This is a genomic window from Allgaiera indica, assembly GCF_900106675.1.
In the GTDB taxonomy this organism is placed as follows: domain Bacteria; phylum Pseudomonadota; class Alphaproteobacteria; order Rhodobacterales; family Rhodobacteraceae; genus Acidimangrovimonas; species Acidimangrovimonas indica.
The window spans coordinates 132,448-157,195 of record NZ_FNOB01000004.1 but is presented as its reverse complement, the minus strand read 5'-3'; the positions used below and the strand labels follow the sequence as shown (position 1 = coordinate 157,195).

Annotated in this window: 22 protein-coding genes; 13 read left to right on the top strand and 9 right to left on the bottom strand. The window is 65.9% G+C overall.

Features of this window, described 5'->3' with window-relative positions:
• The first annotated feature begins 243 nt into the window (after positions 1-243).
• Positions 244-1,542, top strand: a complete 1,299-nt coding sequence (locus BLV97_RS05085) for a lytic murein transglycosylase (RefSeq protein WP_051646072.1) — start codon at positions 244-246, stop codon at positions 1,540-1,542.
• A gap of 1 nt (position 1,543) precedes the next feature.
• Positions 1,544-2,167 (top strand): CDP-alcohol phosphatidyltransferase family protein, encoded by a 624-nt coding sequence (locus tag BLV97_RS05080; RefSeq protein WP_092163971.1) that lies wholly within the window; start codon positions 1,544-1,546, stop codon positions 2,165-2,167.
• Between the two features lie 77 nt (positions 2,168-2,244).
• Here BLV97_RS05080 and BLV97_RS05075 read toward each other — a convergent pair whose 3' ends face one another.
• The 4 genes from BLV97_RS05075 to gpmI are packed head-to-tail and all read right to left on the bottom strand — an operon-like array spanning position 2,245 to position 6,800.
• Positions 2,245-2,733 carry an RNA pyrophosphohydrolase gene (locus BLV97_RS05075; protein WP_035842775.1) on the bottom strand — a complete coding sequence of 163 codons (489 nt, stop codon included), beginning with the start codon at positions 2,731-2,733 and terminating at the stop codon, positions 2,245-2,247.
• Between the two features lie 46 nt (positions 2,734-2,779).
• Positions 2,780-4,123, bottom strand: a complete 1,344-nt coding sequence (locus BLV97_RS05070; protein ID WP_035842772.1) for a S41 family peptidase — start codon at positions 4,121-4,123, stop codon at positions 2,780-2,782.
• A gap of 20 nt (positions 4,124-4,143) precedes the next feature.
• Positions 4,144-5,283 (bottom strand): murein hydrolase activator EnvC family protein, encoded by a 1,140-nt coding sequence (locus tag BLV97_RS05065; protein WP_051646064.1) that lies wholly within the window; start codon positions 5,281-5,283, stop codon positions 4,144-4,146.
• The gene (gene gpmI, locus BLV97_RS05060) at positions 5,280-6,800 is read right to left on the bottom strand and encodes a 2,3-bisphosphoglycerate-independent phosphoglycerate mutase (protein WP_035842766.1); all 1,521 of its coding nucleotides are present in this window, start codon (positions 6,798-6,800) and stop codon (positions 5,280-5,282) included. The genes BLV97_RS05065 and gpmI overlap by 4 nt, the downstream gene beginning before the upstream one ends.
• 217 nt (positions 6,801-7,017) lie before the next feature.
• Between gpmI and BLV97_RS05055 the strand changes: the two genes are divergently transcribed.
• Positions 7,018-9,321, top strand: a complete 2,304-nt coding sequence (locus tag BLV97_RS05055; RefSeq protein ID WP_035842763.1) for an FdhF/YdeP family oxidoreductase — start codon at positions 7,018-7,020, stop codon at positions 9,319-9,321.
• Here the strand turns inward: BLV97_RS05055 and rlmH are convergent.
• The 4 genes from rlmH to BLV97_RS05035 form a co-directional block, all read right to left on the bottom strand.
• Positions 9,318-9,788 (bottom strand): 23S rRNA (pseudouridine(1915)-N(3))-methyltransferase RlmH, encoded by a 471-nt coding sequence (gene rlmH / locus BLV97_RS05050; protein ID WP_035842760.1) that lies wholly within the window; start codon positions 9,786-9,788, stop codon positions 9,318-9,320. The two genes, BLV97_RS05055 and rlmH, sit on opposite strands and share 4 nt — an antisense overlap.
• Positions 9,789-10,241 carry a ribosome silencing factor gene (gene rsfS, locus BLV97_RS05045; protein ID WP_081825063.1) on the bottom strand — a complete coding sequence of 151 codons (453 nt, stop codon included), beginning with the start codon at positions 10,239-10,241 and terminating at the stop codon, positions 9,789-9,791.
• Between the two features lie 246 nt (positions 10,242-10,487).
• Positions 10,488-11,000 carry a hypothetical protein gene (locus BLV97_RS05040; protein ID WP_035842755.1) on the bottom strand — a complete coding sequence of 171 codons (513 nt, stop codon included), beginning with the start codon at positions 10,998-11,000 and terminating at the stop codon, positions 10,488-10,490.
• Positions 10,997-12,349 (bottom strand): mechanosensitive ion channel family protein, encoded by a 1,353-nt coding sequence (locus BLV97_RS05035; RefSeq protein WP_081825062.1) that lies wholly within the window; start codon positions 12,347-12,349, stop codon positions 10,997-10,999. Before BLV97_RS05035 ends, BLV97_RS05040 begins: the two co-directional genes overlap by 4 nt.
• A gap of 274 nt (positions 12,350-12,623) precedes the next feature.
• On the opposite strand from BLV97_RS05035, the gene leuC reads away from it, so the two are divergent.
• From leuC to BLV97_RS05010, 4 genes are all read left to right on the top strand, one after another.
• Positions 12,624-14,030, top strand: coding sequence for a 3-isopropylmalate dehydratase large subunit (gene leuC / locus BLV97_RS05025; protein WP_035842753.1), 1,407 nt, complete (start codon positions 12,624-12,626; stop codon positions 14,028-14,030).
• A 10-nt stretch (positions 14,031-14,040) separates the two neighbouring features.
• Positions 14,041-14,646, top strand: coding sequence for a 3-isopropylmalate dehydratase small subunit (gene leuD / locus BLV97_RS05020; RefSeq protein WP_035842750.1), 606 nt, complete (start codon positions 14,041-14,043; stop codon positions 14,644-14,646).
• A gap of 65 nt (positions 14,647-14,711) precedes the next feature.
• Entirely contained in the window at positions 14,712-15,737 is a 1,026-nt protein-coding gene (locus BLV97_RS05015; protein WP_308430840.1) for a hypothetical protein, read from the top strand.
• Between the two features lie 140 nt (positions 15,738-15,877).
• On the top strand, positions 15,878-16,885 hold the full coding sequence (locus BLV97_RS05010; RefSeq protein ID WP_176992630.1) for an endonuclease/exonuclease/phosphatase family protein: 1,008 nt from the start codon (positions 15,878-15,880) through the stop codon (positions 16,883-16,885).
• Here the strand turns inward: BLV97_RS05010 and BLV97_RS05005 are convergent.
• Positions 16,827-17,705, bottom strand: a complete 879-nt coding sequence (locus BLV97_RS05005; protein ID WP_160169181.1) for an NAD-dependent epimerase/dehydratase family protein — start codon at positions 17,703-17,705, stop codon at positions 16,827-16,829. The two genes, BLV97_RS05010 and BLV97_RS05005, sit on opposite strands and share 59 nt — an antisense overlap.
• 84 nt (positions 17,706-17,789) lie before the next feature.
• On the opposite strand from BLV97_RS05005, the gene BLV97_RS05000 reads away from it, so the two are divergent.
• The 6 genes from BLV97_RS05000 (at position 17,790) to BLV97_RS04975 (ending at position 24,725) form a co-directional block, all read left to right on the top strand.
• Positions 17,790-18,686 carry a LysR family transcriptional regulator gene (locus tag BLV97_RS05000; RefSeq protein WP_035842746.1) on the top strand — a complete coding sequence of 299 codons (897 nt, stop codon included), beginning with the start codon at positions 17,790-17,792 and terminating at the stop codon, positions 18,684-18,686.
• A gap of 52 nt (positions 18,687-18,738) precedes the next feature.
• On the top strand, positions 18,739-19,842 hold the full coding sequence (leuB, locus tag BLV97_RS04995) for a 3-isopropylmalate dehydrogenase (protein WP_035842744.1): 1,104 nt from the start codon (positions 18,739-18,741) through the stop codon (positions 19,840-19,842).
• Between the two features lie 195 nt (positions 19,843-20,037).
• The gene (locus BLV97_RS04990; RefSeq protein ID WP_035842742.1) at positions 20,038-20,784 is read left to right on the top strand and encodes a TVP38/TMEM64 family protein; all 747 of its coding nucleotides are present in this window, start codon (positions 20,038-20,040) and stop codon (positions 20,782-20,784) included.
• Positions 20,781-22,184 carry a dihydrolipoyl dehydrogenase family protein gene (locus BLV97_RS04985; RefSeq protein ID WP_035842740.1) on the top strand — a complete coding sequence of 468 codons (1,404 nt, stop codon included), beginning with the start codon at positions 20,781-20,783 and terminating at the stop codon, positions 22,182-22,184. Before BLV97_RS04990 ends, BLV97_RS04985 begins: the two co-directional genes overlap by 4 nt.
• A gap of 11 nt (positions 22,185-22,195) precedes the next feature.
• Positions 22,196-23,617, top strand: a complete 1,422-nt coding sequence (locus BLV97_RS04980) for a sensor histidine kinase (RefSeq protein WP_035842738.1) — start codon at positions 22,196-22,198, stop codon at positions 23,615-23,617.
• A 151-nt stretch (positions 23,618-23,768) separates the two neighbouring features.
• A complete protein-coding gene (locus tag BLV97_RS04975) occupies positions 23,769-24,725 on the top strand; it encodes a DMT family transporter (RefSeq protein WP_035842736.1) in 957 nt (318 codons plus the stop codon).
• The last annotated feature ends 23 nt before the right edge of the window (positions 24,726-24,748 follow it).

Genomic DNA, 24,748 nt, shown 5'->3' with positions numbered 1-24,748 from the left:
CTGGCCGCAGCCTGACCGAACGGCGTGAAAGAATGCTTAACGCCGTCTGCGCAGGGGCGTGACCGCCGGACTGCGGCAGCGGCAAGCATGACGATCTGCGTCGTGCAACCGCAGGCAAAGGCCAGAAACGGCTCTGTTCCTGCCAAAAGACGCGGATTCTATTCGAACGGCGGAACCCCGCCTGGCACTTTGCGAACGCCGCGCCCCGGGTTATGCTGAAGAAAAGAACGAGCAGGTGATTTCATGCGGTTTGCGGTTATGGCCTTCGGGCTTTGTGCGTGCCTCGCGGCGGGGGCAACGGTGGCATCTGGCATGGCGGTGGAGCGTTCACCCCAGCCCCGGGCCAGGCCCTCAGAGGCTGCCGCGCAGGCCATCCGCGTCTCGGATCCCGATCAGATGCGGGGCGCCGCGCCCGAAGACGATGCCGGTTTCCAACGCTGGATCCGGAACTTCCGCGCGGTCGCGCTGAAGCGGGGGATTTCGGCAAGAACCTTCCAGCGCGCCTTTGCCGGCGTCACGCTGAACACATACGTCCTGGAGCGGGATCGCAACCAGTCCGAATTCACCAAGACGATCTGGCAATATCTCGACAGCGCGGCGTCGGCCCAGCGCATCGCCAACGGCCGCGAGGCCATGCGCAAGTACGCCCGCGTGCTGGACCAGATCCAGCGCCGCTATCAGGTCGATAAATCGGTGGTGGTGGCGATCTGGGGGCTGGAAAGCAACTACGGCACCCATCGCGGCACCGTGCCGATCATCGGCGCCCTGGCCACCCTGGCCTATGAGGGCCGGCGCGGCAGGTTCTTCGAAACCCAGCTGATCGATGCCTTGAGGATCATCCAAGATGGCGATGTCAGCCCGACGCAGATGACCGGATCCTGGGCCGGGGCGATGGGACACACGCAGTTCATCCCTTCCTCTTACCTGGCCTATGCAGTCGATTTCCGCGGCGACGGCAAGCGCGACATCTGGTCCAACGACCCGACCGACGCGCTGGCCTCGACCGCCGCCTATCTGCACCGCTTCGGCTGGCAAGAGGGCCAGCCCTGGGGGATCGAGGTGCGCCTGCCCGCGGGTTTCGACTATGCGCTCAGCAATCGCCGCATCAAGAAAACCGCGTCGCAATGGGAGCGGCTGGGCGTGCGCACGGCCACCGGCGCGCCGCTGCCCGATCACGGCCCGGGTTCGGTGCTGCTGCCGGCGGGGGCGAAGGGGGCGGCCTTCATGGTCTATCACAATTTCGGGGTGATCGAGCGCTACAACAGCGCCGATGCCTATGTGATCGCGGTGGGCTACCTTGCCAGCCGGATCGATGGTGGACCGCCGATCCGGCATTCCTGGCCGCTGGGCGACCGCGCGCTGACCTTCGCGGAACGCAAGGAATTGCAAACCCGCCTGACGCGCGCCGGTTTCGACACCCACGGCGTCGATGGCCGGATCGGCCCCGACACGATCAAGGCGATCCGGGCCTATCAACGCCATGCGGGGCTGATCCCGGACGGCTATGCCTCGTCACGGCTGCTGCAAAGGCTTCGCGGCTAGGATGCTGGATGCACCGCTTCGCCGTGTCATCGACCCGCCGCTGGACATATTGGGCCGAGCTCTGGCGAAAACCGGGGTTTCCGCCGATACAGTGACGATTCTGGGCCTGATCACGGGGCTTCTGGCGGCGCTGGCGATCGCGCTGGGCGCGCCCCATCTGGCGCTGTGGCTGGTGCTGCTGTCACGGCTGGCGGACGGGCTGGACGGCGCCGTCGCGCGCGCCACGACCCGCACCGACTTCGGCGGCTACCTGGATATCACCGCCGACTTCCTGTTCTACGGCGCGGTCCCGCTGGCCTTCGTCATCGCCAACCCGGCGACCAACGGCCTGGCCGGCGCTCTATTGCTCACCAGCTTCTATGTCAACGGCGCCAGCTTTCTTGGCTATGCGATCCTGGCCGAGCGTCACGGTCTGGAAACGTCTGAACGCGGCTCGAAATCGCTCTATTTCACCGGCGGGCTGCTGGAGGGTACCGAGACCATCGTGTTCTTCGTGCTGATCTGCCTGCTGCCGGGATGGTTCGCGCCGCTGGCCTGGATCTTCGCGCTGCTGTGCTTCATTACCGCCGGCGCGCGCATCGCCCTGGCCCGGCAGGTCTTCGCGCCGCCCACTGAAGCAGAGTGAGTATTTTTTCCAAGATGAAGACCAAGGGCTAGGGTCCTGCCTTCATCTTGGCCCAAATACTCGCGCCGGAGGCGCCTTTACGGCGCCAGCCAGGGACGGAAGGCGCGGATCACCTCTTGGTAGACGGCACGCTTGAACGGCACGATTGCGTCCAGAATCTCACCCGCGCCCAGCCATCGCCATTCCGAGAATTCGGGATGATCGGTGACGATGTTCACCTGATCGTCGGACCCCAGAAAGCGATAGAGGAACCAATCCTGTTCCTGCCCGCGGAAGCGACCCTTCCATATCTTGCCGATCAGTTCGGGCGGCAGATCATAGCGTACCGGCGCTTCGGTACACGCAAGATATTCGACCAGCGCCGGGCCGATGCCGGTTTCCTCTTCCAGCTCACGCAGCGCGGCCTGGGCGGCGGTCTCGCCCCGATCTATGCCACCCTGGGGCATCTGCCAGGCCGGCGCCGCGCTGTCGATGCGCCGCCCGGCCCAGATCAGCCCCTGCGGATTGATCAGGGTCACCCCGACATTGGGGCGATAGGGCAGGCCGGCATGGGGTTCTGCGGTCATTGTCTACGGGGCCGGGGGTCCGCCCCGGCCCGTTCCCTTGTTGGCCCTATTGGCCCTTGTCCTTTTTCAGAACGTTCATGCCGTTCAGAAGGTCAATCGCATAGGCCAGCTGGAAGTCGGTGTCGCGCAGCTTGGCCTCTTCCTCCGCAGCCTTTGCCTCGTCGCTGAGCTGCTTCTTCTCGGCCTCGGTGATCGAATCGTTCTTCAGGATGCCGGGCAGATCGGCCTCGAACGTCGGCTTCTGTTCCGGCTTGGCCTTGTCGGTGCCCTTGGGCGGCGTCGGCGGCTGCGGCACCACGATGTCGGGTTGAATGCCAAGCGCCTGGATCGACCGGCCCGACGGCGTGTAGTAGCGCGCCGTGGTCAGCCGCATCGCGCCGTCGCCCTTCAGCGGGATCAGCGTCTGGACCGAACCCTTGCCGAAGCTCTTGGTACCCACGACGATCGCGCGATGATGATCCTTCAGGGCGCCGGTGACAATTTCCGAGGCCGAGGCCGAACCGCCGTTGATCAGCACCACGATCGGCTTGCCGTCGATCACGTCGCCCGGGGTGGCGTTGAAACGCTCGTCATCCTGAGGCTGGCGACCACGGGTCGAGACGATCTCGCCCTTGTTGAGGAACGCATCCGCCACCTTGATCGCCTGGGTCAGCAGACCGCCGGGGTTGTTGCGCAGATCCAGCACAACCCCGTCGATGTTCTTCAGACCGCCGGCCTGTTTCTCGGCTTCCTTCAGACCGTCCATCATGTCGGAATAGGTCTGTTCGTTGAACACGGTCAGGCGCAGCACCGCGGTATGGCCGATCAGCTTGCCATGCGCGGCCTTCATGCGGATCGTATCGCGGGTCAGCTTGACGTCGAAAGGCTCTTTCTCGCCCTTGCGCACGATCGTCAACGTCACGTCGGACCCGACCGGGCCGCGCATCATCTCGACCGCCTGATCCAGCGTCTTGCCCAGCAGCGACTTGCCGTCGACCTTGGTGATGAAATCGCCGGTCTTGATCCCGGCCTTCGCCGCCGGGGTGCCGTCGATCGGGGTCACCACCTTGACGAAGCCCTGATCCTGGGTGACCTCGATCCCCAGACCGCCGAATTCACCCTTGGTCTGGACCTGCATCGCATGCCACTGCTTGGGGTCCATGTAGCTTGAATGCGGATCGAGAGAGGACAGCATCCCGTTGATCGCCGCCTCGATCAGCTTCTGGCTGTTCACCGGCTCGACATATTGCGATCGGATGCGTTCGAAGATGTCGCCGAACAGGTCGAGCTGCTGATAGACCGAGCTTTGGGATTTCTGCGCGGTCTCGGCCAGAAGCGGCCCGGCAAGCTGCGTCGCCAGAACCGCCCCGGCGATGGAACCGCCCAGCGCGGCAATCACATATTTCCTCATTGTCACGTCCTGTTTGCGTCCTATCGGCGCGTCTTCGCCAACCATGTCTCGGGGTCCACCGGCGTGTCGCCCTTGCTCAACTCCATATAAAGCGTTTCCGGGCGCTCGACGCCACCGCCTTCTTGCGCCGCACCGCCCACGATGCCGGAATCCGCCCCCCGTCCGCCCATCAGCCCGACAGGGTCGCCCGCGGCGATAACCTGCCCGACCTTGCCGTAAACCTCTCCCAGCCCGGCAAGAACCAGAAGATACCCGTCCCCCGGCTCCAGCACGATCACGTTTCCGTAGTCGAGCAGCGGGCCGATGTAGCGGATGGTCGAAGGCCAGGGCGCGGTGACCAGCGCGCGGGGCCGGGTGGCGATGACGATGCCGGGGCGCCTGATGCCGGCGGCATCGGGCTGGCCCGCATGGCGCAGGATGGTACCCTCGACCGGCAGCGGCAGCTTGCCCTTGGCGTCGATGAAGGGCGGCAGCCGCGGGCCGGCGCCGGGGATCGGTTCCGACAGGACGGCGGCGAAATTCTGCAGCGTCTTCACGCCGTCGGCGATCCGGCGCAGCTGTTCGGGGCTGCGCGTCAGGCGCTGCGGCAGGCCGGTACGGTTGGAGACAGCCTCGGACAGGTCGGTGCGCGCCTTCTGGACCGCGTCCATCCCCTCGCGCAGCGTCGAGGCCGCCGCCTGCTGGATCGCGCGCAGCCGCGCCAGTCGCTGCAGCTGGTGGCGCAGCGCTTCGACCTCTTGCTGCAGTTCCGGCGTCACGTCCTGGGCGATCATCGCAGAACGCACTGCCCCCAGGGGGCCCTGCGGATGCAGCAACAACAGCGGCGCCGGCGTGCGTTCGACCGAGGTCAGCACCCCCAGAAGCGACGAGATCCGCCCGCGTTTCGCGTTCAACTCGGCGCTCAGCGCCACCTCGCGCAGCGTTACCCGGCGCAATCCGTCACGCAGGGCGCCCATGCCCGTTTCATAGGCCCGGATCGTGCGCGTCAACGCCGCCACCCGGTCGCGCGCCCCATTCGCCTTTCGCAATCTCTCGATCGCCGCCTTCAGCGCCAACGCCGCCTGCTCTGCCTGCGCGCCGGCCTCGGTGCGCGCACCGCCCTGCGCATGGACGGGATGGGCCAGCATTGCGCACAATAGGAAGGCCCAGGTCCGCCTCATGCGTCGATCAGGCTTTGCCCGGTCATCTCGGGTGGCAGATCCAGGCCCATCAGCTGCAGCACCGTCGGCGCCACATCGGCAAGCCGCCCGTCGTGAAGGCGCGCGCCCGGCGGCCCGCCAACCACCACCACGGGCACCGGGTTGGTGGTATGCGCGGTGTGCGGCCCGCCGGTGACCGGATCGACCATGGTTTCGCAGTTGCCGTGATCCGCGATCACCACCATCGCGCCGCCGACGCGTTGCAGCGCGTCCAGCACCTGGCCAAGACCTTGGTCCACCGCCTCGCAGGCCTTGATCGCGGCCTGCAGATCGCCGGTGTGCCCCACCATGTCGGGATTGGCGTAATTCACCACGATCAGATCGTAGCCATCCGCGATCGCCCCCACCAGATGCGCGGTCACCTCGGGCGCTGACATTTCGGGCTGCAGATCATAGGTCGCGACCTTGGGCGAGGCCGCCATGAAGCGTTCCTCGCCCGCCTCGGGGGCCTCCTTGCCGCCGTTCAGGAAGAAGGTGACATGGGGGTATTTCTCGGTCTCGGCGGTGTGGAACTGACGCAAGCCCTTGGCCGCCACCCATTCCGCCAAGGTATTCTTCACCACCTGCTTCGGATAGGCGGTGGTCATGTATTTCACATGCTCCTTCGAATAATCGACCATGCCCAGCAACGCCGCCAGCTTCGGGCGCGTACCGGTGTCGAATTCGGCGAAACCGGGGTCGCCGATCGCGCGCAGGATCTCACGCGCGCGGTCGGCGCGGAAATTCAGGCAGAAGACGCCATCGCCATCGCGCATCCCCGGCGGGTCAGCGATCACCGAAGGATGGATGAATTCATCGGTCTCGCCCCGTGCATAGGCCGCCTGCACGGCGTCGGCCGGCGTCGCGCATTCCTCGCCCAACCCGTGCACCATCGCGTGATAGGCAAGCGACACGCGTTCCCACCGATTATCGCGGTCCATCGCGTAATAGCGCCCGATGACCGAGGCGACATGTGCCCCGTTGGGCAGCTTTTGGCATAGTTCGTCAATGAATCGGTCCGCCGACTTCGGCGCCACGTCGCGCCCGTCGGTCACCGCGTGGATCGCCACCGGTACGCCCGCGCCGGCGATCATCTTCGCCGCAGCAAGGAGATGGGCGATATGACCATGTACCCCGCCGTCAGAGGCCACGCCCATCAGATGCGCGGTCCCGCCGGTCTTTTTCAACGCCGCAATGAAATCCAGGATCGCGGCATTCTCGAAGAACGATCCATCCTCGATCGCCAGATCGATCTGGCCCAGATCCATCGCCACCACCCGGCCGGCGCCGATGTTCATGTGCCCGACCTCGGAATTGCCCATCTGGCCCTTGGGCAGGCCCACATCCGGCCCGAAGGTGATCAGCGTCGCATGGGGGCAACTGCCCCAGATGTGATCGAAATTGGGCGTCTTGGCCAGGTAGGGGGCGTTGGCCGAGGTATCCTCGTTCAGCCCCCAGCCGTCCAGAATGCACAGGACGACGGGTTTCGGTGCGCTCATCGGGCGTTCCTTCTGCTCTGGCCTTCTGCTCTGATCTCGGGTTTTACGCCGCCGCGTCCGGTCGGGCAACCTTGGCGCGGCGCCCTGGGCTGGCTTCGCGCCCTCGGCGGCAGGTTGTACGCGGATATGGCAATCAACCGGATTGGAACTTGGCAGGATCCGGTGACGTTATCCTTCGTTGAACGATAGTGCGCGATTCATTGCAAGAGGTCCTGAGATGCACGAAGCCGACAAACCCGCCCCCCATTCCGCGACCGAACAGGATGCCGACACCCCCTTCAATCAGCACCCCTCGGGCGGCTGGGGATCGCTGCGGGGCGTGGCGCGGATCTTCGGTAAGGTCGAGGGCGGCACCGTGGCGGCCAAGATTCTGTCGCAGCTGAACAAACCCGGAGGGGTGATGTGTTCCTCCTGCGCCTGGGCCAAACCCGCCAAGCCCGCGACCTTCGAGTTCTGCGAGAACGGCGCCAAGGCCACCTTGTGGGAACTGGACGCAAATCGTGCCGGTGCCGCCTTCTTCAACCAGCACAGCGTGACCGAGTTGAAGACATGGACCGATCACCAGCTGGGCCGCGCCGGTCGCCTGTCCGAACCGCTGCGCTACGATCCCCAGACCGATCGCTACCAGCCGGTCGACTGGGACACGGCCTTCGCCGAAATAGGCCAGGAATTGGCAGCGTTAGAGCCGAAACAAGCGGTATTCTACGCCTCCGGCCATGCCGGGCTGGAGGCGTCGTATCTTTACGCTTTGTTCGCCCGGGCGATGGGGCATCAGAACCTGCCGCAATCGTCCAACATGTGCCATGAGACGACCTCGGTGAACCTGAAATCCTTCATCGGCACGCCGGTGGGCACCTGCACGCTGGAGGATTTCGACCATTGTGACACGATCTTCTTCTTCGGGCAGAACACCGGCTCGAACTCTCCCCGTTTCCTGCATGTCCTGAAAGCGGCGGTGGAACGCGGCTGCCGCATCGTCACTTTCAACCCCGTGCGCGAAAGCGGGCTGATCGAGTTCGTCGACCCCCAGAACATCGCCCAGATGACGATCGGACGCCCGACGCAGATCTCCGAGAAATATTACCAGGTCCGCCCCGGCGGCGATGTCGCGGTGCTGGCCGGGCTGATGAAATGCGTCCTCGCCGCGGAAGAGGCCGCCCCGGGCGAGGTGATCGACCATGAATTCATCGCCCAGCACACCAAAGACTACGAGGAGCTGAAGGCCGCGCTGAAGGCCGCGACTTGGGCCGAATTAGAGACACATTCCGGCCTGACCCGCGCGATGATCGAGGAAGCCGCGGATATCTATCTTTCGGCCAAGAACGCGATCGGCATCTACGGCATGGGGCTGACTCAGCATGTGAACGGCTGGCTCAACCTGGGCATGTTTTGCAACCTGTTGATGATGCGCGGCAACATCGGCCGGCTGGGGGCGGGGATCTCGCCGGTCCGGGGCCATTCCAATGTTCAGGGCCAGCGCACCGTCGGCGTGGGCGAGAAATCCGCCCACATGCCGGCGGACAAGTTGCGCGAATTGTTCGGGATAGACCCGCCCACCGAAGAGGGGATGAACGCCGTCCATGCCTGCGAAGGCATCCTTGATGGCCGGGTCAAGGCGATGATCTCGCTTGGTGGCAACCTGCTTCGCGCGCTGCCCGACCGCGAGCGGATGGAAGCCGCCTGGCCCACCATGCGCCTGACCGTTCATATCGCGACCAAGCCGAACCGATCGCTGCTTTGCCCGGGCGAGGTCAGCTATATCCTGCCCTGCCTTGGGCGCACCGATATCGACCTGCAAGGGGGCCAGCGGCAGGCGGTCTCGATCGAGGACACGTTCAGCCATATCTACGGCTCTATCGGTTCGGCCGAACCACCGTCGGACAGCGTGCTGTCCGAGGTGGCGATCGTGGCGCGCATGGCCAAGGCCACCCTGCCCGCGAACCCCAAGCTGCGCTGGGACGACTGGATCGCCAATTACGACCTGATCCGCGATCTGATCGAGGCGACATTCCCCGAGGATTTCGCCGATTTCAACGCCCGCCTCACGCAGCCTGGCGGTTTCTACCGCGGCAACCCGGCCCGCGACCGGGTCTGGAAAACCGAGAGCGGCAAGGCGCAGTTCACCGCGCCGCCGACGCTGTCGGCCCTGGGCCAGGCGCCCGAGGGCGAGCGGCAGATGACCCTGATCACCCTGCGCTCGAACGACCAGTTCAACACGACGGTCTATGGCTATTCCGACCGCCTGCGCGGGCTGGAGGGCGACCGCGGCATCGTGCTGATCAACCGCGGCGAGATCGCGCGCCTGGGTCTGCACGAGGGCCAGAAGGTCACCCTGCGCTGCGCGGTGAACGACGGGGTGGACCGGGCGGTGTCGGGCCTGACGGTGACCCCCTATGACCTGCCCCCGGGCACCATCGCGGGCTATTATCCGGAACTGAACCCCCTGGTGCCGCTGGGCTATCACGAGAAGAACTCGCAAACCCCCGCCTACAAGGGCACGCCGGTCGAGGTGATCGCCTAGGCGCGGTGATAGGGTGCCCCGGCAAGGATCGAGGCGGCGCGGTAAAGCTGTTCCGTCAGCATCACCCGCGCCAGCATGTGCGGCCAGACCATCTTGCCGAACGACAGGCTGAAATCGGCCCGGGACCGCAGCCCCGGGTCGATGCCGTCGGCACCGCCGATCACGAAGGCCGCATCCTGGCGGCCGGCATCGCGCCAGCCGGCCAGCCTGTCGGCGAATTGCGGAGAAGAGATCAGCGTGCCGCGCTCGTCCAGCGTGATCAGCAGCGCGCCCGACGGCAGTGCCCTTTCCAGCAAGACCGCCTCGGCCGCCATGCCGCCGCCCTTGCGGTCCTCGACCTCATGCAGGCTCAGGGGGCCAAGGCCCAGCGCGCGCCCCGTCCGGTCGAACCGCTGGACGTAATCGTCGATCAGGTCGCGCTCGGGGCCGGCGCGCAGCCGCCCCACGGCGCAAAGATGGACCCGCATTCAGATCTTGGCGGCCTGCGCCTGCGCCGACGGGGTCTGCCACATCTTCTCAAGCTGGTAGAACTCGCGCACCTCGGGGCGGAAGACATGGACGATCACGTCGCCCGCATCGATCAGCACCCAATCGCCGGTTTCCTTGCCCTCGACCTTGCAGGCGACGCCCGCGTCGCGCTTCAGCCGGTCGACCAGCTTTTCCGCGATCGCGCTGACCTGGCGCGTCGACCGGCCCGAGCAGATCACCATGAAATCCGCCATGTCCGACCGCCCGCGCAGGTCGATCGGGATCACGTCTTCGGCCTTGTCGTCGTCGAGAGAGGCGAGGATGCGCTCCAGCAGGTCCTTGCTGGTGGCATCGGGATGGGCCGCGCTCATCGGGGCCCTCGGTGCAGCCACGTCACGGGCTGCTTCAGTCGCATGAGACAGGACATTGTCCTCCTGGATATGCGCCGACATGTCCCCGGCGCTGGGCACCTTAAAGGTAACATCGCGAACATGAAATCTCAATGACTGCGGCGGACGGGGGTGAAACCGGGAACGGCGCCCAAGCCGCGGCCTTTGGTGCCAGAGGCCGCGCGGCCCCGGCCATCCCAAGCCTTTCGCCCAAATTGCAAGGCCGGCCGCGGTTTTCCGCCCTCATTCCGGTCCGAACATCCCGGGGTAGCCGGGGGCAGAGCCGCCGCCGCTTCGCTTTGGTCCTGCTCATGGGCAGGGGGCGATTTGCGGCGGGGCCTTGCCGGTAATCGCGGAAAGGCCCGCGCCGGGCGCCACCAGCGGCAGAACCGGCGCGCCGGGCGCCAGGCGGATCGCCAGCAGGAACGGCTCATTGCGGGGCGCGGCGACGGTGCGGCACAGATCCAGCCGCATCCCCATGGTCGAGGCCGGCGGCGCGCCGTGACGGTAGCGTTTCTGCAGGGCGGCAAGCGCCGCCTGGCCCGTTTGCGTCGGCTGCAGCAGATGGCGTGTGCCACCCTCCGTCGCCACCGGCGGAACCGGCTCGGACAAAGGTATCCGGGCCGTCTGGTCGCCGGCCGTGATCGACAACACTGCGCTACCCTGACGCAGTTCGATGCCCGCGGGCAGGACAAGCGTCACCCGGATCGCCGCGGGCCGGGCCGCAAGCGGCGCGGGGCCGGGTGGGAACAGCTCTGCCCGGACCGACAGGGGGATCAGCGCGGACAACACAATCACCAAGATCGCAAGGGCTCGGCTCATTCGGGCTTTGGCTCCTTCTCCGCTGCGGCGTCGGCACCCATCGTCGCGGGGCCGCGCCCGTCCAGCAGCCGCACTTCGCGCTGCGGGAAGGGGATCGATATGCCGCCGGCCTTGAACGCGTCCCATAGCGCCAGGAACACCGCACCGCGCACGTTGGTCAAGCCGGCGGTCGGGTCCGAGATCCAGAATCGCAAGATATAATCGACCGAGGAATCCCCGAAACCCACGATATGGCAGACCGGCGGGCGCGTCTTCAGCACCCGCGGCGCACCCTGGCAGGCCTCGATCGCCAGCGCCCGCACCTTGTGCGGATCGTCGTGGTAGGAGGCACCGAAATGGATATCGAGCCGGACGAATTCGTTGGAATGGGACCAGTTGACCACCTGACCGGTGATCAGGTCCTCGTTCGGGATCAGATATTCCTTGCCGTCGCGCGTGACGACAGAGACATAGCGCGCGCCCAGCGCATGGATCCAGCCGAAGGTGTCGCCCAGGCTGATCACGTCGCCCGGCTTCACCGACTTGTCGAGCAAGATGATGACACCCGACACCAGGTTCGACACCACCTTCTGCAGGCCAAAGCCCAGACCCACGCCGACCGCGCCCGACAGAAAGGCCAGCCCCGTCAGATCGAAGCCCACCGCCTTCAGCCCGACGAAGAAGGCCGCGCCATAAAGGCCCACCTGCAGGATCTTCACCGCCAGCACCCGCATCGACGGCGAAATATCCTGTGCCTTGCCGATCCGGGCTTCGGCGGCCTGCGCCAGCAATCTTGCGCCGGCGAACAGGATGCCGGTCACCACCAGCGCCTTGATCACCGAAAGCGCCGACAGCCGGAAATTGCCAAAGCTGATCGCCATCCCGTCCAGGAAATTCGAGAACGACGTCAAGAGGCCCAGGAAATGCAAGGTTACATAGATCCAGGCACCCCAGGTCACCAGCCGCCGCAGGGCAGGGTTGCGGATCACGCGCGTGGCGACACCCACCACCAGGATCGCCGTGGCGATGGTCGCGACGATCCCGATCAGGTAGCGACGCGACGGGAAGGGTGTGATCTGGGCGATCACCCCATAGGCCGTCCAGGCCATCACCACGAACAGGATCGCGCGCAGCCGCTGCAACACCAGAAGCGCCAGCCTCAGCCGCCACTTCGCCCAGCCCTCGCGCGCGCGCAGCCAGTCATGTAGCCGCGGCGCCAGCAGCATCTTCAACAGCTGCGCCACCACGCCCAGGCCGATCAACACCCCCAGCTGAAGGAATTGCGATGGCCGCAGCAGCGTTATCGCATAGGCCTCAAGCTCGGCCAACAAGCCCTGCACGCTGGTCATCAGGGGGGTGAGCTGCGCCATCCCGTCGGGTCCGCCTTTCGCGTTTCGGCCTCGTTGCCGCCATGTTACACGCTTCCCTTCGCGCGCCAAGCGGCTTGCGTCCAGGCGCGCCGCCCATATTGCCTGCCCTGGCGCATGGGCGTAGAAGGGGCGGATGAAACGCTTTTTCGACATCCATGACCGTACGCGCCTGCCGGGCCGCTTCTACGGCGTCACCCTGTCGATCCTCGCGCGCGGCTGAAACCGGTCAGACCCGCAGCCGACCCGAATTCTTCATATCCGAAAGAGTTGAGCCATGACCGCTCCGAGAACCCTCTACGACAAGATCTGGGATGACCATCTGGTCCAGGAAGACGCCGACGGCACCTGCCTGATCTATATCGACCGCCACCTGGTGCACGAGGTCACCAGCCCGCAGGCTTTTGAGGGCCTGCGCATGGCGGGCCGCAAGGTGCGCGCGCCCGAAAAGACCATCGCCGTGCCCGATCACAACGTCCCCACCACCGGCGACCGCGACGCCGTGATCGAGGAGGAAGAGAGCCGCATCCAGGTGGAAGCGCTCGACAAGAACGCGCGCGATTTCGGGGTTCGGTACTACCCGGTGAACGACATCCGCCAGGGCATCGTCCATATCGTCGGCCCCGAACAGGGCTGGACGCTGCCGGGCATGACCGTGGTCTGCGGCGACAGTCACACTGCCACGCATGGCGCCTTCGGGGCCCTGGCGCACGGGATCGGCACCTCCGAGGTGGAACATGTGCTGGCCACCCAGACGCTGATCCAGAAGAAATCGAAGAACATGAAGGTCGAGATCACCGGGAAACTTCCCAAGGGGGTCACGGCCAAGGACATCACCCTGTCGGTGATCGGCGCCACCGGCACCGCGGGCGGCACCGGCCATGTGATCGAATATTGCGGCGAGGCGATCCGCGATCTGTCCATGGAAGGCCGCATGACCGTGTGCAACATGGCGATCGAGGGCGGCGCGCGCGCGGGCCTGATCGCGCCGGACAAGAAGACCTTTGACTATGTGATGGGCCGCCCCCACGCCCCGAAGGGCGCGAAATGGGAAGCGGCGCTAAGCTACTGGAAGACGCTTTTCAGCGACGAAGGCGCCCATTTCGACAAGGTCGTGACGCTGAGGGCCGAGGATATCGCCCCGGTCGTGACCTGGGGCACCAGCCCCGAGGACGTGCTGCCGATCACCGGCGTGGTGCCCGATCCCGAAAGCTTCAAGGGCGGCAAGGTCGAGGCCGCGCGCCGCTCGCTGGCCTATATGGGGCTGGAGCCGGGCATGAAGCTGACCGACATCAAGATCGACGCGGTGTTCATCGGCTCTTGCACCAACGGCCGGATCGAGGACCTGCGCGCCGCAGCCGAGATCGTGAAGGGCAAGAAGATCGCCCAGGGGGTGCGCGGCCTGGTGGTGCCCGGCTCGGGCCTCGTTCGTGCCCAGGCGGAAGAAGAGGGGTTGGCGCAGATCTTCATCGACGCGGGGTTCGAGTGGCGGCTTGCCGGCTGTTCGATGTGCCTGGCGATGAATCCCGACCAGCTGGCGGAGGGCGAGCGCTGTGCCTCGACCTCGAACCGCAATTTCGAGGGGCGCCAGGGCTTCAAGGGCCGCACCCATCTGATGAGCCCGGCGATGGCGGCGGCGGCGGCGATCGCCGGCCACCTGACCGACGTGCGCGCGCTGGTGTAAGGAGAGCGACATGGACAAGTTCACCACCGTCACCGGCGTTGCCGCGCCCCTGGATCTGGTCAATGTCGACACCGACATGATCATCCCAAAGCAGTTTCTGAAGACGATCAAGCGCGAAGGCCTCGGCAAGAACCTGTTCGACGAGATGCGCTTTGACCGGCAGGGCCGCGAAAACCCCGATTTCGTTCTCAACCAGCCGGCCTATCGCAATGCCGAGATCCTGATCTCGGGCGAGAATTTCGGCTGCGGCTCGTCGCGCGAACACGCGCCCTGGGCGATCAAGGATTTCGGCATCCGCGTGGTCATCGCGCCCAGCTTTGCCGACATCTTCTTCAACAATTGCGCCAAGAACGGGATCCTTGCGCTACCGATGCCGCAGGACGTGGTCGATGTGCTGATGGAAGACGCCAGGAAAGGCGCCAACGCCCGCATGACGGTGGATTTGGAAAACCAGAAGGTGACCACCTCGGACGGTCAGGAATTTCATTTTGAGATCGACGCCTTCAAGAAGCACTGCCTGATGAACGGTCTCGACGATATCGGGCTGACGATGGAAAAGGTCGCCGCCATTGACGCCTTCGAGGCGACCAACGGGACCCGCCATCCCTGGGTCTGATCACCTCAACGACCACAATATATGGGGCCGTCCCTTTGGGCGGCCCTTTTTTTGGCACATTATTGATGCAAAGCGGCGACAGTTTTTCCCTCAAATCGCCGAATGGTTTGGGTTTTGTTAACCACGACATTGATAGACCGGCTGAAAATGGGCAAAACTGTGGCAAGTTTGGGGCAACCCGTCACAATCGGCGGGTCGATGATGGAACAAGGGCGCGGCATCGCATCGCGTTCGTCCAGATCGGGGATGGCAGGGCAGTGGTAGGCCGGATGACAGGCGCCTTGGTGCGCGCGGTATTGGTTATGGTGTTGATCGCGACACCATCCACCCTATTGCCGGGGAGCGGGGTTGATTCCACGCAGATCGTGGCCCTGATCGCGCTGTTCGGCGGCGGGCTGACCTTTGTGGAATATTCCGCGACCTACCCGGGCTTGATCGAATTTCGCTATGCGCCGCCGTTCAACCGCATCCGCTATCTGTCTCTGTTCCTGACTGTTTTCGTGCTGACGATCATCGCGCGCGGCAATTTCGACCCGACGCCGATGACCATGTTCATCAAGGCAATCGGCGCGGTCGTCGGCCATGCGATAGATTTTCCCTATAGCCCGGTGCGGCTGATGACACTGATGCTGTCGTCCTCCGCGCCCAGTACCCATGTCGAACAAGTCCGCGTTGCCGCAGGAATGGCCTATCTGATTTCGCTGGTGATGCTGTCGGTCTTCGTCATCGCGCTGAAAATCTTCGGCTGGCCAGCCTCTAACGGAACCTTCAACGTCTGGGTCAACCTGCCGACCTTCGATCCGACGATCGGTGGCGATGTCGTCGCCCGGCTGGAACGTGATGCCCGCGTTAACCTTGCGTTAGGGTTTTTGCTGCCATTTCTGGTGCCGGCTGTGGTGAATGCGGCCTCGTCCTCTTTCGGGGAAGTAACCCTGTCCACGCCGCAAACCCTGATCTGGATGGTATCGGCATGGGCCTTCCTTCCGGCAAGTCTGTTCATGCGCGGAATCGCGATGCGCCGCGTGGCCGACATGATCCGCGAAAAGCGGCGCCAGAACGACGCGCTGCAATCGCATATGCAGCCGGCCTGATCTGCGCCCTGGCGCTGGCTGCAACGGCCCGCGCCCAGCCATCCGCGGCCCAACCCCTGCAACCCGCGACACGGCGCGACGGCGGCATTCTTCGGATCGCGACGTTCGACGCCGGCCTGTCGCGCAAGGGGCCCGGCCTATTGCTTCAGGATATCGTTCGCGGCAAGGATCCCGCGATCGCCGGCGCCATCCGCGTGATCGCCCGCACCGATCCCGATGTCCTGCTGCTGACCGGCATCGACTATGATCGCAACCTGGCTGCCCTGGCCGCGCTGCAGTCGCGGCTTGCCAAGGCCGGCGCCGGCTATGCGTTCCGCTTCGCCTTTCCGCCCAATACCGGTGTGCCCAGCGGCTGCAATCTTGACGGCGACGGCCGCCGCAATGGGCCGCGCGACGCCCAGGGCTACGGGCGCTTTCCGGGGCAGGGGGGAATGGCGCTGTTGTCGCGCCTGCCCATCGACATCGGGGCCAGCCGCGATTTTTCCTCCCTGCCGTGGCGCGACTTGCCGGGGGCAGAGATCGGCCACCTGCCCGCCGGCGCCTGCGCGCGCACCGCGCTGCGGCTTTCCACCACGGGGCATTGGGATATCGCGCTGACCACTGCGGCCGGGCCACTGCATCTGTTTGCCTATTCCGCCACTCCGCCGGTCTTCGATGGCCCCGAGGACCGCAACGGCCGCCGGAATCATGACGAAACCGCGTTCTGGCTGCGCTATCTCGACGGGCTTCTGGCGGTTCCCCCGCCCAAGGGCCCGTTCGTGATCCTGGGCAATGCCAATCTCGACCCCGCCGATGGCGAGGGCCGCCGGGATGCGATCCGCGCGTTGCTGACCGATCCGAGGCTGCAAGATCCGCTTCCCGCCAGCACCGGTGCGGCCAAGGCCGGAGACCAGGGCCAGATCGGAAACCCCGCGCTTGATACCGCCGATTGGCCCGAGACCGGCGGCCCGGGCAATCTGCGGGTCGATTATGTGCTGCCCTCGGCCAAGTTGGCGGTCGCGGGGGCAGGGGTGTTCTGGCCCGTCGCGCGAGCCGCCGGGGCCGACGCCGCCGCCCGCGCCGGGCCACACCATCTGGTCTGGGTCGACGTCAGACTGACAGCGCCGCCACCTCCTGCACCGCAAGATCGGGCAGGGAAATCCCCCTGAAATTCGGCAGTAATTCCGCGAAACGCGCGTTGTCGAGCCGGTGCGGCATCCGATAGAGATAGCGCATCTCAGACAGCTCTCGCGCCAGTTCCCACACCGGAGAGGCCAGGCGCATCGCCCACCAGGGGAAGGGGCGCATCCGCAAGGGCCGCTCCAGGCGGTCCTGAAGCGCCGCGCGCAGTTCCTCGGTCGAGAATGTCAGCCCCGGGAAGGGCACATCCTCATACGACGCAAGGTTGGCGCGACCTTCGGCCAGCATCACGGCGGCGCGGGCCATGTCGGGCAGGTAGGCATAGGCGCGCGGTACCGACGGCGGACCCATCGTCGTGATCCTTCCCCGCGCCAGATGCTTCAGAACCACCATGTCCAGAAGCGACCGCGCCTCGCCGGGGGCCAGGAAATCACCGCCGCGCAGCAAGATCACCTGGGTTCCCCGGGCGGCGGCGTCGCGATAGGCGGCTTCCATCTGCGCGCGGATCCGGCCCTTGCGGGTATGTGCCCGATGCGGCGTTGCCACGCCCCAGGGCCCCGGCTCTTTCCCGAAGACATAAACATTGCCCGGCACCAGTACCGCAGCTCCGTTGGCCTGTGCTGCGCCCAGAACCTCTTGCGTGATCGCCGGTACCAGCCGCGCCCAGTGGTGATAGGCGGGCGGGTTCAGCGCATTGACGATCAGATCCGCCCCGTGCGCCGCACCGGCCATATCGCCCCGCGCGCGACTGTAGCGCCGCACCTGCCAGCCGGCCCGTTCGAACGCCCGCGCCGCGTGGCTTCCGAACAGCCCCGACGCCCCAAGAACCAGCACCACTTGATCCATCATGAACCCTCCGTTTCGATGTGGAACAAGCATAGGCATTCACATAATTTCTGGAACTTTATGAATTTACATGCCATGTAGTCATGAATGAATAACTATGACAAACTCGACTGGTCGCTGATCCAGGTTCTGCTGGCCGTGGCCGAGGCCGGCTCTCTTTCCGGCGCGGCGCGGGAGCTGGGCCTTAGCCAGCCCACGCTGGGCCGCCAGGTGAAGGCCGCCGAAGAGGCGCTGGGCGTGCCGCTGTTCCAGCGCCACGCCAGGGGTCTGCGCCTGACCGACGCGGGCGCCGCGCTGATCGGACCGGCGCGGCAGATGCAGGCCGCGGCTGCCCGGCTGCAACTGGCCGCCGCCTCGCGCCAGGAAGGCGAGGGTGGCACCGTGCGGATCACCGCCTCGGCAGTGGTTGCGCATTACCTTCTGCCGCGGATCCTGGCCAGAATCCGCTTGTTAGAGCCGCAAATCGCGCTGGAACTGCACCCAACCGACCGCTCGGAAAACCTGCTGTTTGGCGATGCCGACATCGCGATCCGGATGTACCGGCCCGAACAGCTGGATCTGATCGCGCAGAACCTTGGCAGCCTGGGGATCGGGCTTTTCGCTGCCGACAGCTACCTGTCGCGCAACGGCACCCCTGAAACCGAGCAGGAACTGATGGCCCATGACTGGATAGGCTATGACCGATCCGACCTGATCCTGCGCGGCATGCGGCAGATGGGCTGGCAGGTCGAGCGCAGCTTCTTCGCCACCCGCTGCGACGACCAGGCGGCCTATTGGCGGCTGGTCGAGGCCGGCTGTGGTATCGGCATCGGGCCGATCCGGGTGGCCCGTGCCAGCCACGCGGTGCACCGCATCCTGCCCGAGCTGAAGATCCCACCGCTGCCGATCTGGCTTGCCGCGCCCGAGGCACTGCGCCGGTCGGCCCGGCTGCGGCGGATCTGGGACCTGCTGGCCGAGGGGCTGGGCATGGTGGCCGACGCTTGAACTTCAACGCCCAAGCAGCTACGCGAAACGGGACAGTTCAGCGGAGATCCCCATGACCAATACCCTTCTGATCCTGCCCGGCGACGGCATCGGCCCCGAAGTCATGGCCGAGGTCCGCAAGATCATCGACTGGTTCGGCGCCAAGCGCGGCATCACTTTCGAGGTCAGCGAAGACCTGGTGGGCGGCGCCGCCTATGACAAGCACGGCACCCCCCTGACCGACGCCACGATGGCCAAGGCGCAAGAAGTCGACGCCGTGCTGCTGGGCGCCGTGGGCGGGCCGAAATACGACAAGCTGGATTTCTCCGTGAAGCCCGAGCGCGGCCTTCTGCGCCTGCGCAAGGAAATGGACCTGTACGCCAACCTGCGCCCGGCGCAATGCTTCGACGCGCTGGCCGATTTCTCGTCATTGAAGCGCGACGTGGTCGCGGGCCTCGACATCATGATCGTGCGCGAACTGACCTCGGGCGTCTATTTCGGAGAGCCACGCGGAATCATCAAGGAAGGCAACGAGCGCGTGGGGATCAACACCCAGCGCTATACCGAGAGCGAAATCGCCCGGGTCGCGCGTTCGGCTTTCGAACTGGCCAAGCGGCGCGGCAACAAGGTCTGCTCGATGGAGAAGGCCAACGTCATGGAATCGGGCGTGCTGTGGCGCGACGTGGTGCAGGAAATCCACGACGCCGAATACCCCGAGGTCGAGTTGAGCCATATGTACGCCGATGCCGGCGCCATGCAGTTGACGCGCGCGCCCAAGCAGTTCGACGTGATCGTCACCGACAACCTGTTCGGCGACCTGCTGTCGGATCTGGCGGCGATGCTGACCGGCAGCCTCGGGATGCTGCCCTCGGCCAGCCTCGGCGCGCCGATGGCGAACGGGCGGCCCAAGGCGCTGTACGAGCCGGTCCACGGCTCGGCCCCCGATATCGCGGGGCAGGGCAAGGCCAACCCGATCGCCTGCATCCTCAGCTTCGCGATGGCGCTGCGCTATTCCTTCGACCAGGGCGACGAGGCCGCCCGGCTGGAAGCGGCGGTGGAAAAGGTCCTGGCGGACGGGCTGCGCACCGCCGATTTGATGGGCCCCGAGGGCGGCAAGCCGGTTTCCACCCAAGGTATGGGCGACGCGATTGTCGCGGCGTTGGACGCGGGGCTCTGACCGCGCGGCAGCGACCCGGGGGTTTCACACCCCCGGACCCCCGTGGAGTATTTCTGCCAAGATGAAGGGCAATGAGAGGGGGTTTGCCTTTCTCTTGCCGGGGTCCTACTACGGGGTGCCGTTGCGCGCCCCGGATTTCCCCTTTTGCCCGCTGCCGGTTTCTGTGCATCCTTCCCCGCAGATGGAGGAATGCGCATGACCCCGACGCCCGGACCGCCGAAAGCGCCGCGCAAAGCGCGCCTGGTTCGCCGGCTTCCCATCGTGCTGATTGCCCTGGTGGCCGGCGCCGGGGCGGTGTTTCTGCGCGACGATCTCAGCTTTGCGGCCCTCAGCCACAACCACGCGCGGCTGGCGGCCTTCCGCGACGCGCATTATCCGCTTGCCGCAGGGCTGTTCATGGCAAGCTATGTCGGCCTGGTTGCATTCTCGTTGCCGGGCGCGCTGATCGCGACACTGACCGGCGGTTTCCTCTTCGGTCTGTTTCCGGGCGTCCTGTTCAACGTCATCGCCGCCAGCCTGGGTGCGATGCTGATATTCTGGGCCGCCCGGGCCGGGATCGGGACCGATGTGGCGACGCGGCTTGACCGGTCGGGCGGGGCGATGAAGCGCTTCCGTGACGGGCTGCGCGCGAACGAATGGTCGTTTCTCTTCGCCATCCGGCTGGTACCGGTGGTGCCCTTCGTCCTGGCGAACCTGCTGCCGGCGCTGCTGGGCGTGCGATCGGCCCGCTTTGCGATCACGACGGCGCTGGGCATCCTGCCCGGCGCATTGATCTACACCTGGCTGGGTGCCGGCCTTGGCGATCTGTTCGCGCGCGGCGCCGCACCCAATCTGGGCCTGATCCTGGAACCTCGGTTCCTGATCCCGCTGCTTGGTCTGGCGGCGCTGTCGCTGCTGCCATGGGTGATCAAGTTCTGGCGCGGACAGGGGGCCGACGCGTGACACGCGATGCCGATATCTGCGTCATAGGCGCAGGGGCAGGGGGTCTGTCCGTGGCCTCTGGCGCGGCGCAGATGGGCGCAAGGGTGGTGCTGATCGAAGCCGACAAGATGGGGGGCGATTGTCTCAATTCCGGCTGCGTGCCCTCGAAGGCCCTGATCGCCGCGGCGCAACGCGCCCACACCTTTCGGCACGGCGGGCTGGGAACGGCGGGAAGCGCCCCGCAGGTCGATTTCCCCGCCGTGATGGCCCATGTACGGGCCACCATTGCCGCCATCGCACCGCATGACAGCCAGGAACGGTTCGAGGGGCTGGGCGTGCGCGTAATCCGCGCACGCGCGCGCTTCGCCTCGGACCGCGAAATCGAGGCCGGTGGGCAGCAGATCCGGGCCCGGCGTTTCGTCATCGCGACCGGCTCGCGCCCCGCGATTCCGCCGATCCCGGGGTTGGCGAACACGCCCTATCTGACGAATGAAACGATCTTCGGCCTCGACGCTCTGCCGCGTCACCTGATCGTGCTGGGCGGCGGCCCGATCGGGATCGAGCTGGCCCAGGCCTTCCGGCGCCTGGGCGCCGAGGTCACGGTCATCGAGGCCGCATCTGCCCTTGGCCGCGAAGATCCCGATCTGGCGCAGGTGGCGCTGGCGGGTCTGCGTGCCGAAGGAGTGGAAATCCGCGAAAAGGCCCCGGCGCTGGAGATCTGCGGCTCGGCGGGCGCGGTCGAGGTGAAAACCGAGGCCGGAACGATCCGCGGCAGCCACCTTCTGGTGGCCACGGGCCGAACCCCGGCAACAGAGGATCTGGGGCTCGATCATGCTGGAATAGAGACACATGATGGGGCGGTGAAGGTGGATGCACACCTGCGCAGCAGCAACCGGCGCGTCTATGCCGTGGGCGATGTCGCCGGGCGCGGGCAGTTCACCCATCTGGCTGGCTATCATGCCGGGATCGTGCTGCGCGCCCTGGCATTGGGCCTGCCTGCAAGGCTGCGCAGCGATCACATTCCCCGCGTCACCTATTCCGATCCGGAGATCGCCCAGGTCGGCCTGACCGAGGCCGAGGCCCGCGCCCTCTGGCCCGATATCGAGGTGATCCGCACCCCGCTGGCCGGCAATGACCGCGCCCGCGCCGAAGGCATCGACGCGGGCTTGCTGAAGCTGGTGATCCGCCGCGGCCGCCCGCTGGGCGCCGGGATCGCGGCCCCCGGCGCGGGCGAGATGATCGCCTTCTGGGCGCTTGCCCTGGCCGCGCGGCACAAGCTTTCGGCCATTGCCGGCACGGTTCTGCCCTATCCGACACTGTCCGAGATATCCAAGTCCGCCGCAGGTACCTATTTTTCCCCGAAACTCTTTGCTAATCCATGGATCGAACGCATGGTGCGGCTCGTGCAACGGCTGCCGTGAGGACATACGGCGTGAGGACTTTCCTGAACACCCTTTCCGGTCGCTTCCTGATCCTGACGACAGTGTTCGTCATGCTGGCCGAGGTGCTGATCTTCGTCCCCTCGATCTCGCGCTTCCGCGAGGATTATCTGCTGCTGCGCCTCGAACGCGCGCAAATCGCCTCGCTCGCGACGCTGGCCAATGACGGGATGGTATCGCCGCAGCTGGAAAAGGAGCTGCTGACCAACGCCGGCGTGCTGAACGTGGTGTTGCGGCGCAACGCGGTGCGCCAGCTGGTGCTGTCCTCGCCGATCCCGCAGCCGATCTACACCACCTATGATCTGCGCACCGATACCACCTTCGATCTGGTGCGCGACGCGTTGGCGGAATTCTTCGATCCCCACAACCGCATCATCCGGGTGATCGGCAATCCCACCAAGGACGCGGGCCAGCAGATCGAGGTTACACTGGAAAGCGCGCCGATGCGGCGGGCGATGATAGATTACGGCCTGCGCATATTCCTTCTGTCGGCAGTGATTTCGGTGATGACGGCGCTGTTGCTGTTCTTCGCGGTCCGGCGGCTGATGGTCGTGCCGATCCGCAAGCTGGTGCATCACATGTCGGATTACGCCGAAGCGCCCGAGGACGCCCGCCGGGTGATCGAGCCTTCGGCCTCGATCATGGAGCTGCGCGAAGCCGAGGAGGCCCTGAAATCCCTGCAAAAGCAGCTTACCGGCGCGTTGCGGCAAAAAGAGCGGCTGGCCCAGCTGGGTGGCGCGGTCGCCAAGATCAGCCACGATTTGCGCAATATCCTGACCACGGCGCAACTGTTCGCCGACCGGATGGAGAATTCCGATGATCCCGGCGTCGCGCGGGCCGCGCCGAAGCTGATCGGATCTTTGGGGCGGGCGGTGAACCTGTGCGAAGGCACGCTTGCCTTCGGCAAGGCCGAGGAACCGCCTCCGACGCTGGCACGCTTCGCGCTGAAGACCCTGGTGGACGACGTGATCGAAGGCGAAAGGATGGCAGACAGCGAAGACGCGGTTACCTTCCTTTCCGACGTGCCACCCGGCCTGATGATCCGCGCCGACAGCGAGCAGCTTTACCGGGTTCTGTCAAACCTTGTACGCAATGCCCGCCAAGCGATCGCCGCGACCGGCAAGCCCGGCGAAATCGAGATCGGCGCCGGCGAAGACGAAATCGCCTGGTGGATCAAGGCCGGCGACACCGGCCCCGGACTGCCGCCCAAGGCCAAGGAGCATCTCTTCACCCCGTTCCAGGGCGGCGCGCGCAAAGGCGGGATCGGCCTTGGCCTGGCGATCTCGGCCGAACTGGTGCGCGGCCATGGCGGGCGGCTGGAACTGCTGCGCTCGGACGAGGACGGAACCGAATTCCTGATCCGCCTTCCGAAGATGACCGTCGCGACGGACTCCACCGACATCGCAGCGAAATAGGTGCGCCGCGCTTGCTCTTCAGCTTGGCAAAAATACTCCGGGGGTGCAGGGGGCGGCGCCCCCGCCGCTGCCCCTGCAATCCCGACATTGAGCGCGCCGTGGTTTTCTGCAATGGCGGGATCAGGGCCTTCTGCACGAGTCGCTTGGGATCATGACCGGCAACAGCAACCTGCGCGGCGCCGGGATGGCGCTTCTGGCCTTCGCGACCTATGCGGGCAGCGATGCGGTGGTGAAATGGCTGGGCGGGCATTATTCGCCCTTCCAGCTGATCTTCTTCAGCCAGCTGATGGCCTTTCCCCTGGTCACCCTGCTGATGATCCGCGACCGCACCGACGGCAACCTGCGTCCGCGCCATCCCTGGTGGGTCAGCTTGCGCACCGCCGGCATGGTCTTCGGCGGCATCGCGTCGTTCTACGCCTTCGCGGTGCTGCCGCTGACGCAGACCTATGCGATCCTCTTTTCGATGCCGATCATGATCACCCTGCTGTCGATCCCGGTGCTGGGCGAACGCGTCGGCCTGCATCGCGGCGCGGCCATCGTGGTGGGGCTGATCGGCGTGCTGATCGTGCTGCGTCCGGGGACGGGCAATATCGGGCTGGGGCATGCCGCGGCCCTGTTCGGCGCTTTCGGCAGCGCGCTGTCCTCGGTGGTGATGCGCCGCATCGGGCAGGATGAGCGCAGTTCCGTCATGCTGGTCTATCCGATGCTGGGCAACGTCCTTGTCATGGGCGCGGCCCTTCCCTTCGTCTACCGCCCGATGCCGCTGGTCCATGTCGGCGGGCTGGGGGCGATCGCGCTGCTGACCTTCCTGGCGATGCTGTTTCTCGTCATCGCCTACCGCGCCGGAGAGGCCGCCGTGGTCGCGCCGATGCAATATTCACAGATCCTCTGGGCCGTGCTCTACGGCCATCTCTTCTTTCACGAAGGGGTCGATGCGGCCACCGCGATCGGCTCGGCCGTGGTGATCGTCTCGGGGTTGTACATCGTGCTTCGCGAAAGCCGGGGCACCACATCGGACAACCGGCCGGTGCTGACCGCCCGCGCCCGCTTCGCCACCGGGATCATGCCGCGGGTGGGCGCGCTCTGGCCCCGGAAGAAGGCCGATTAGCCCCCTTGCAAATGCCCGCCCGA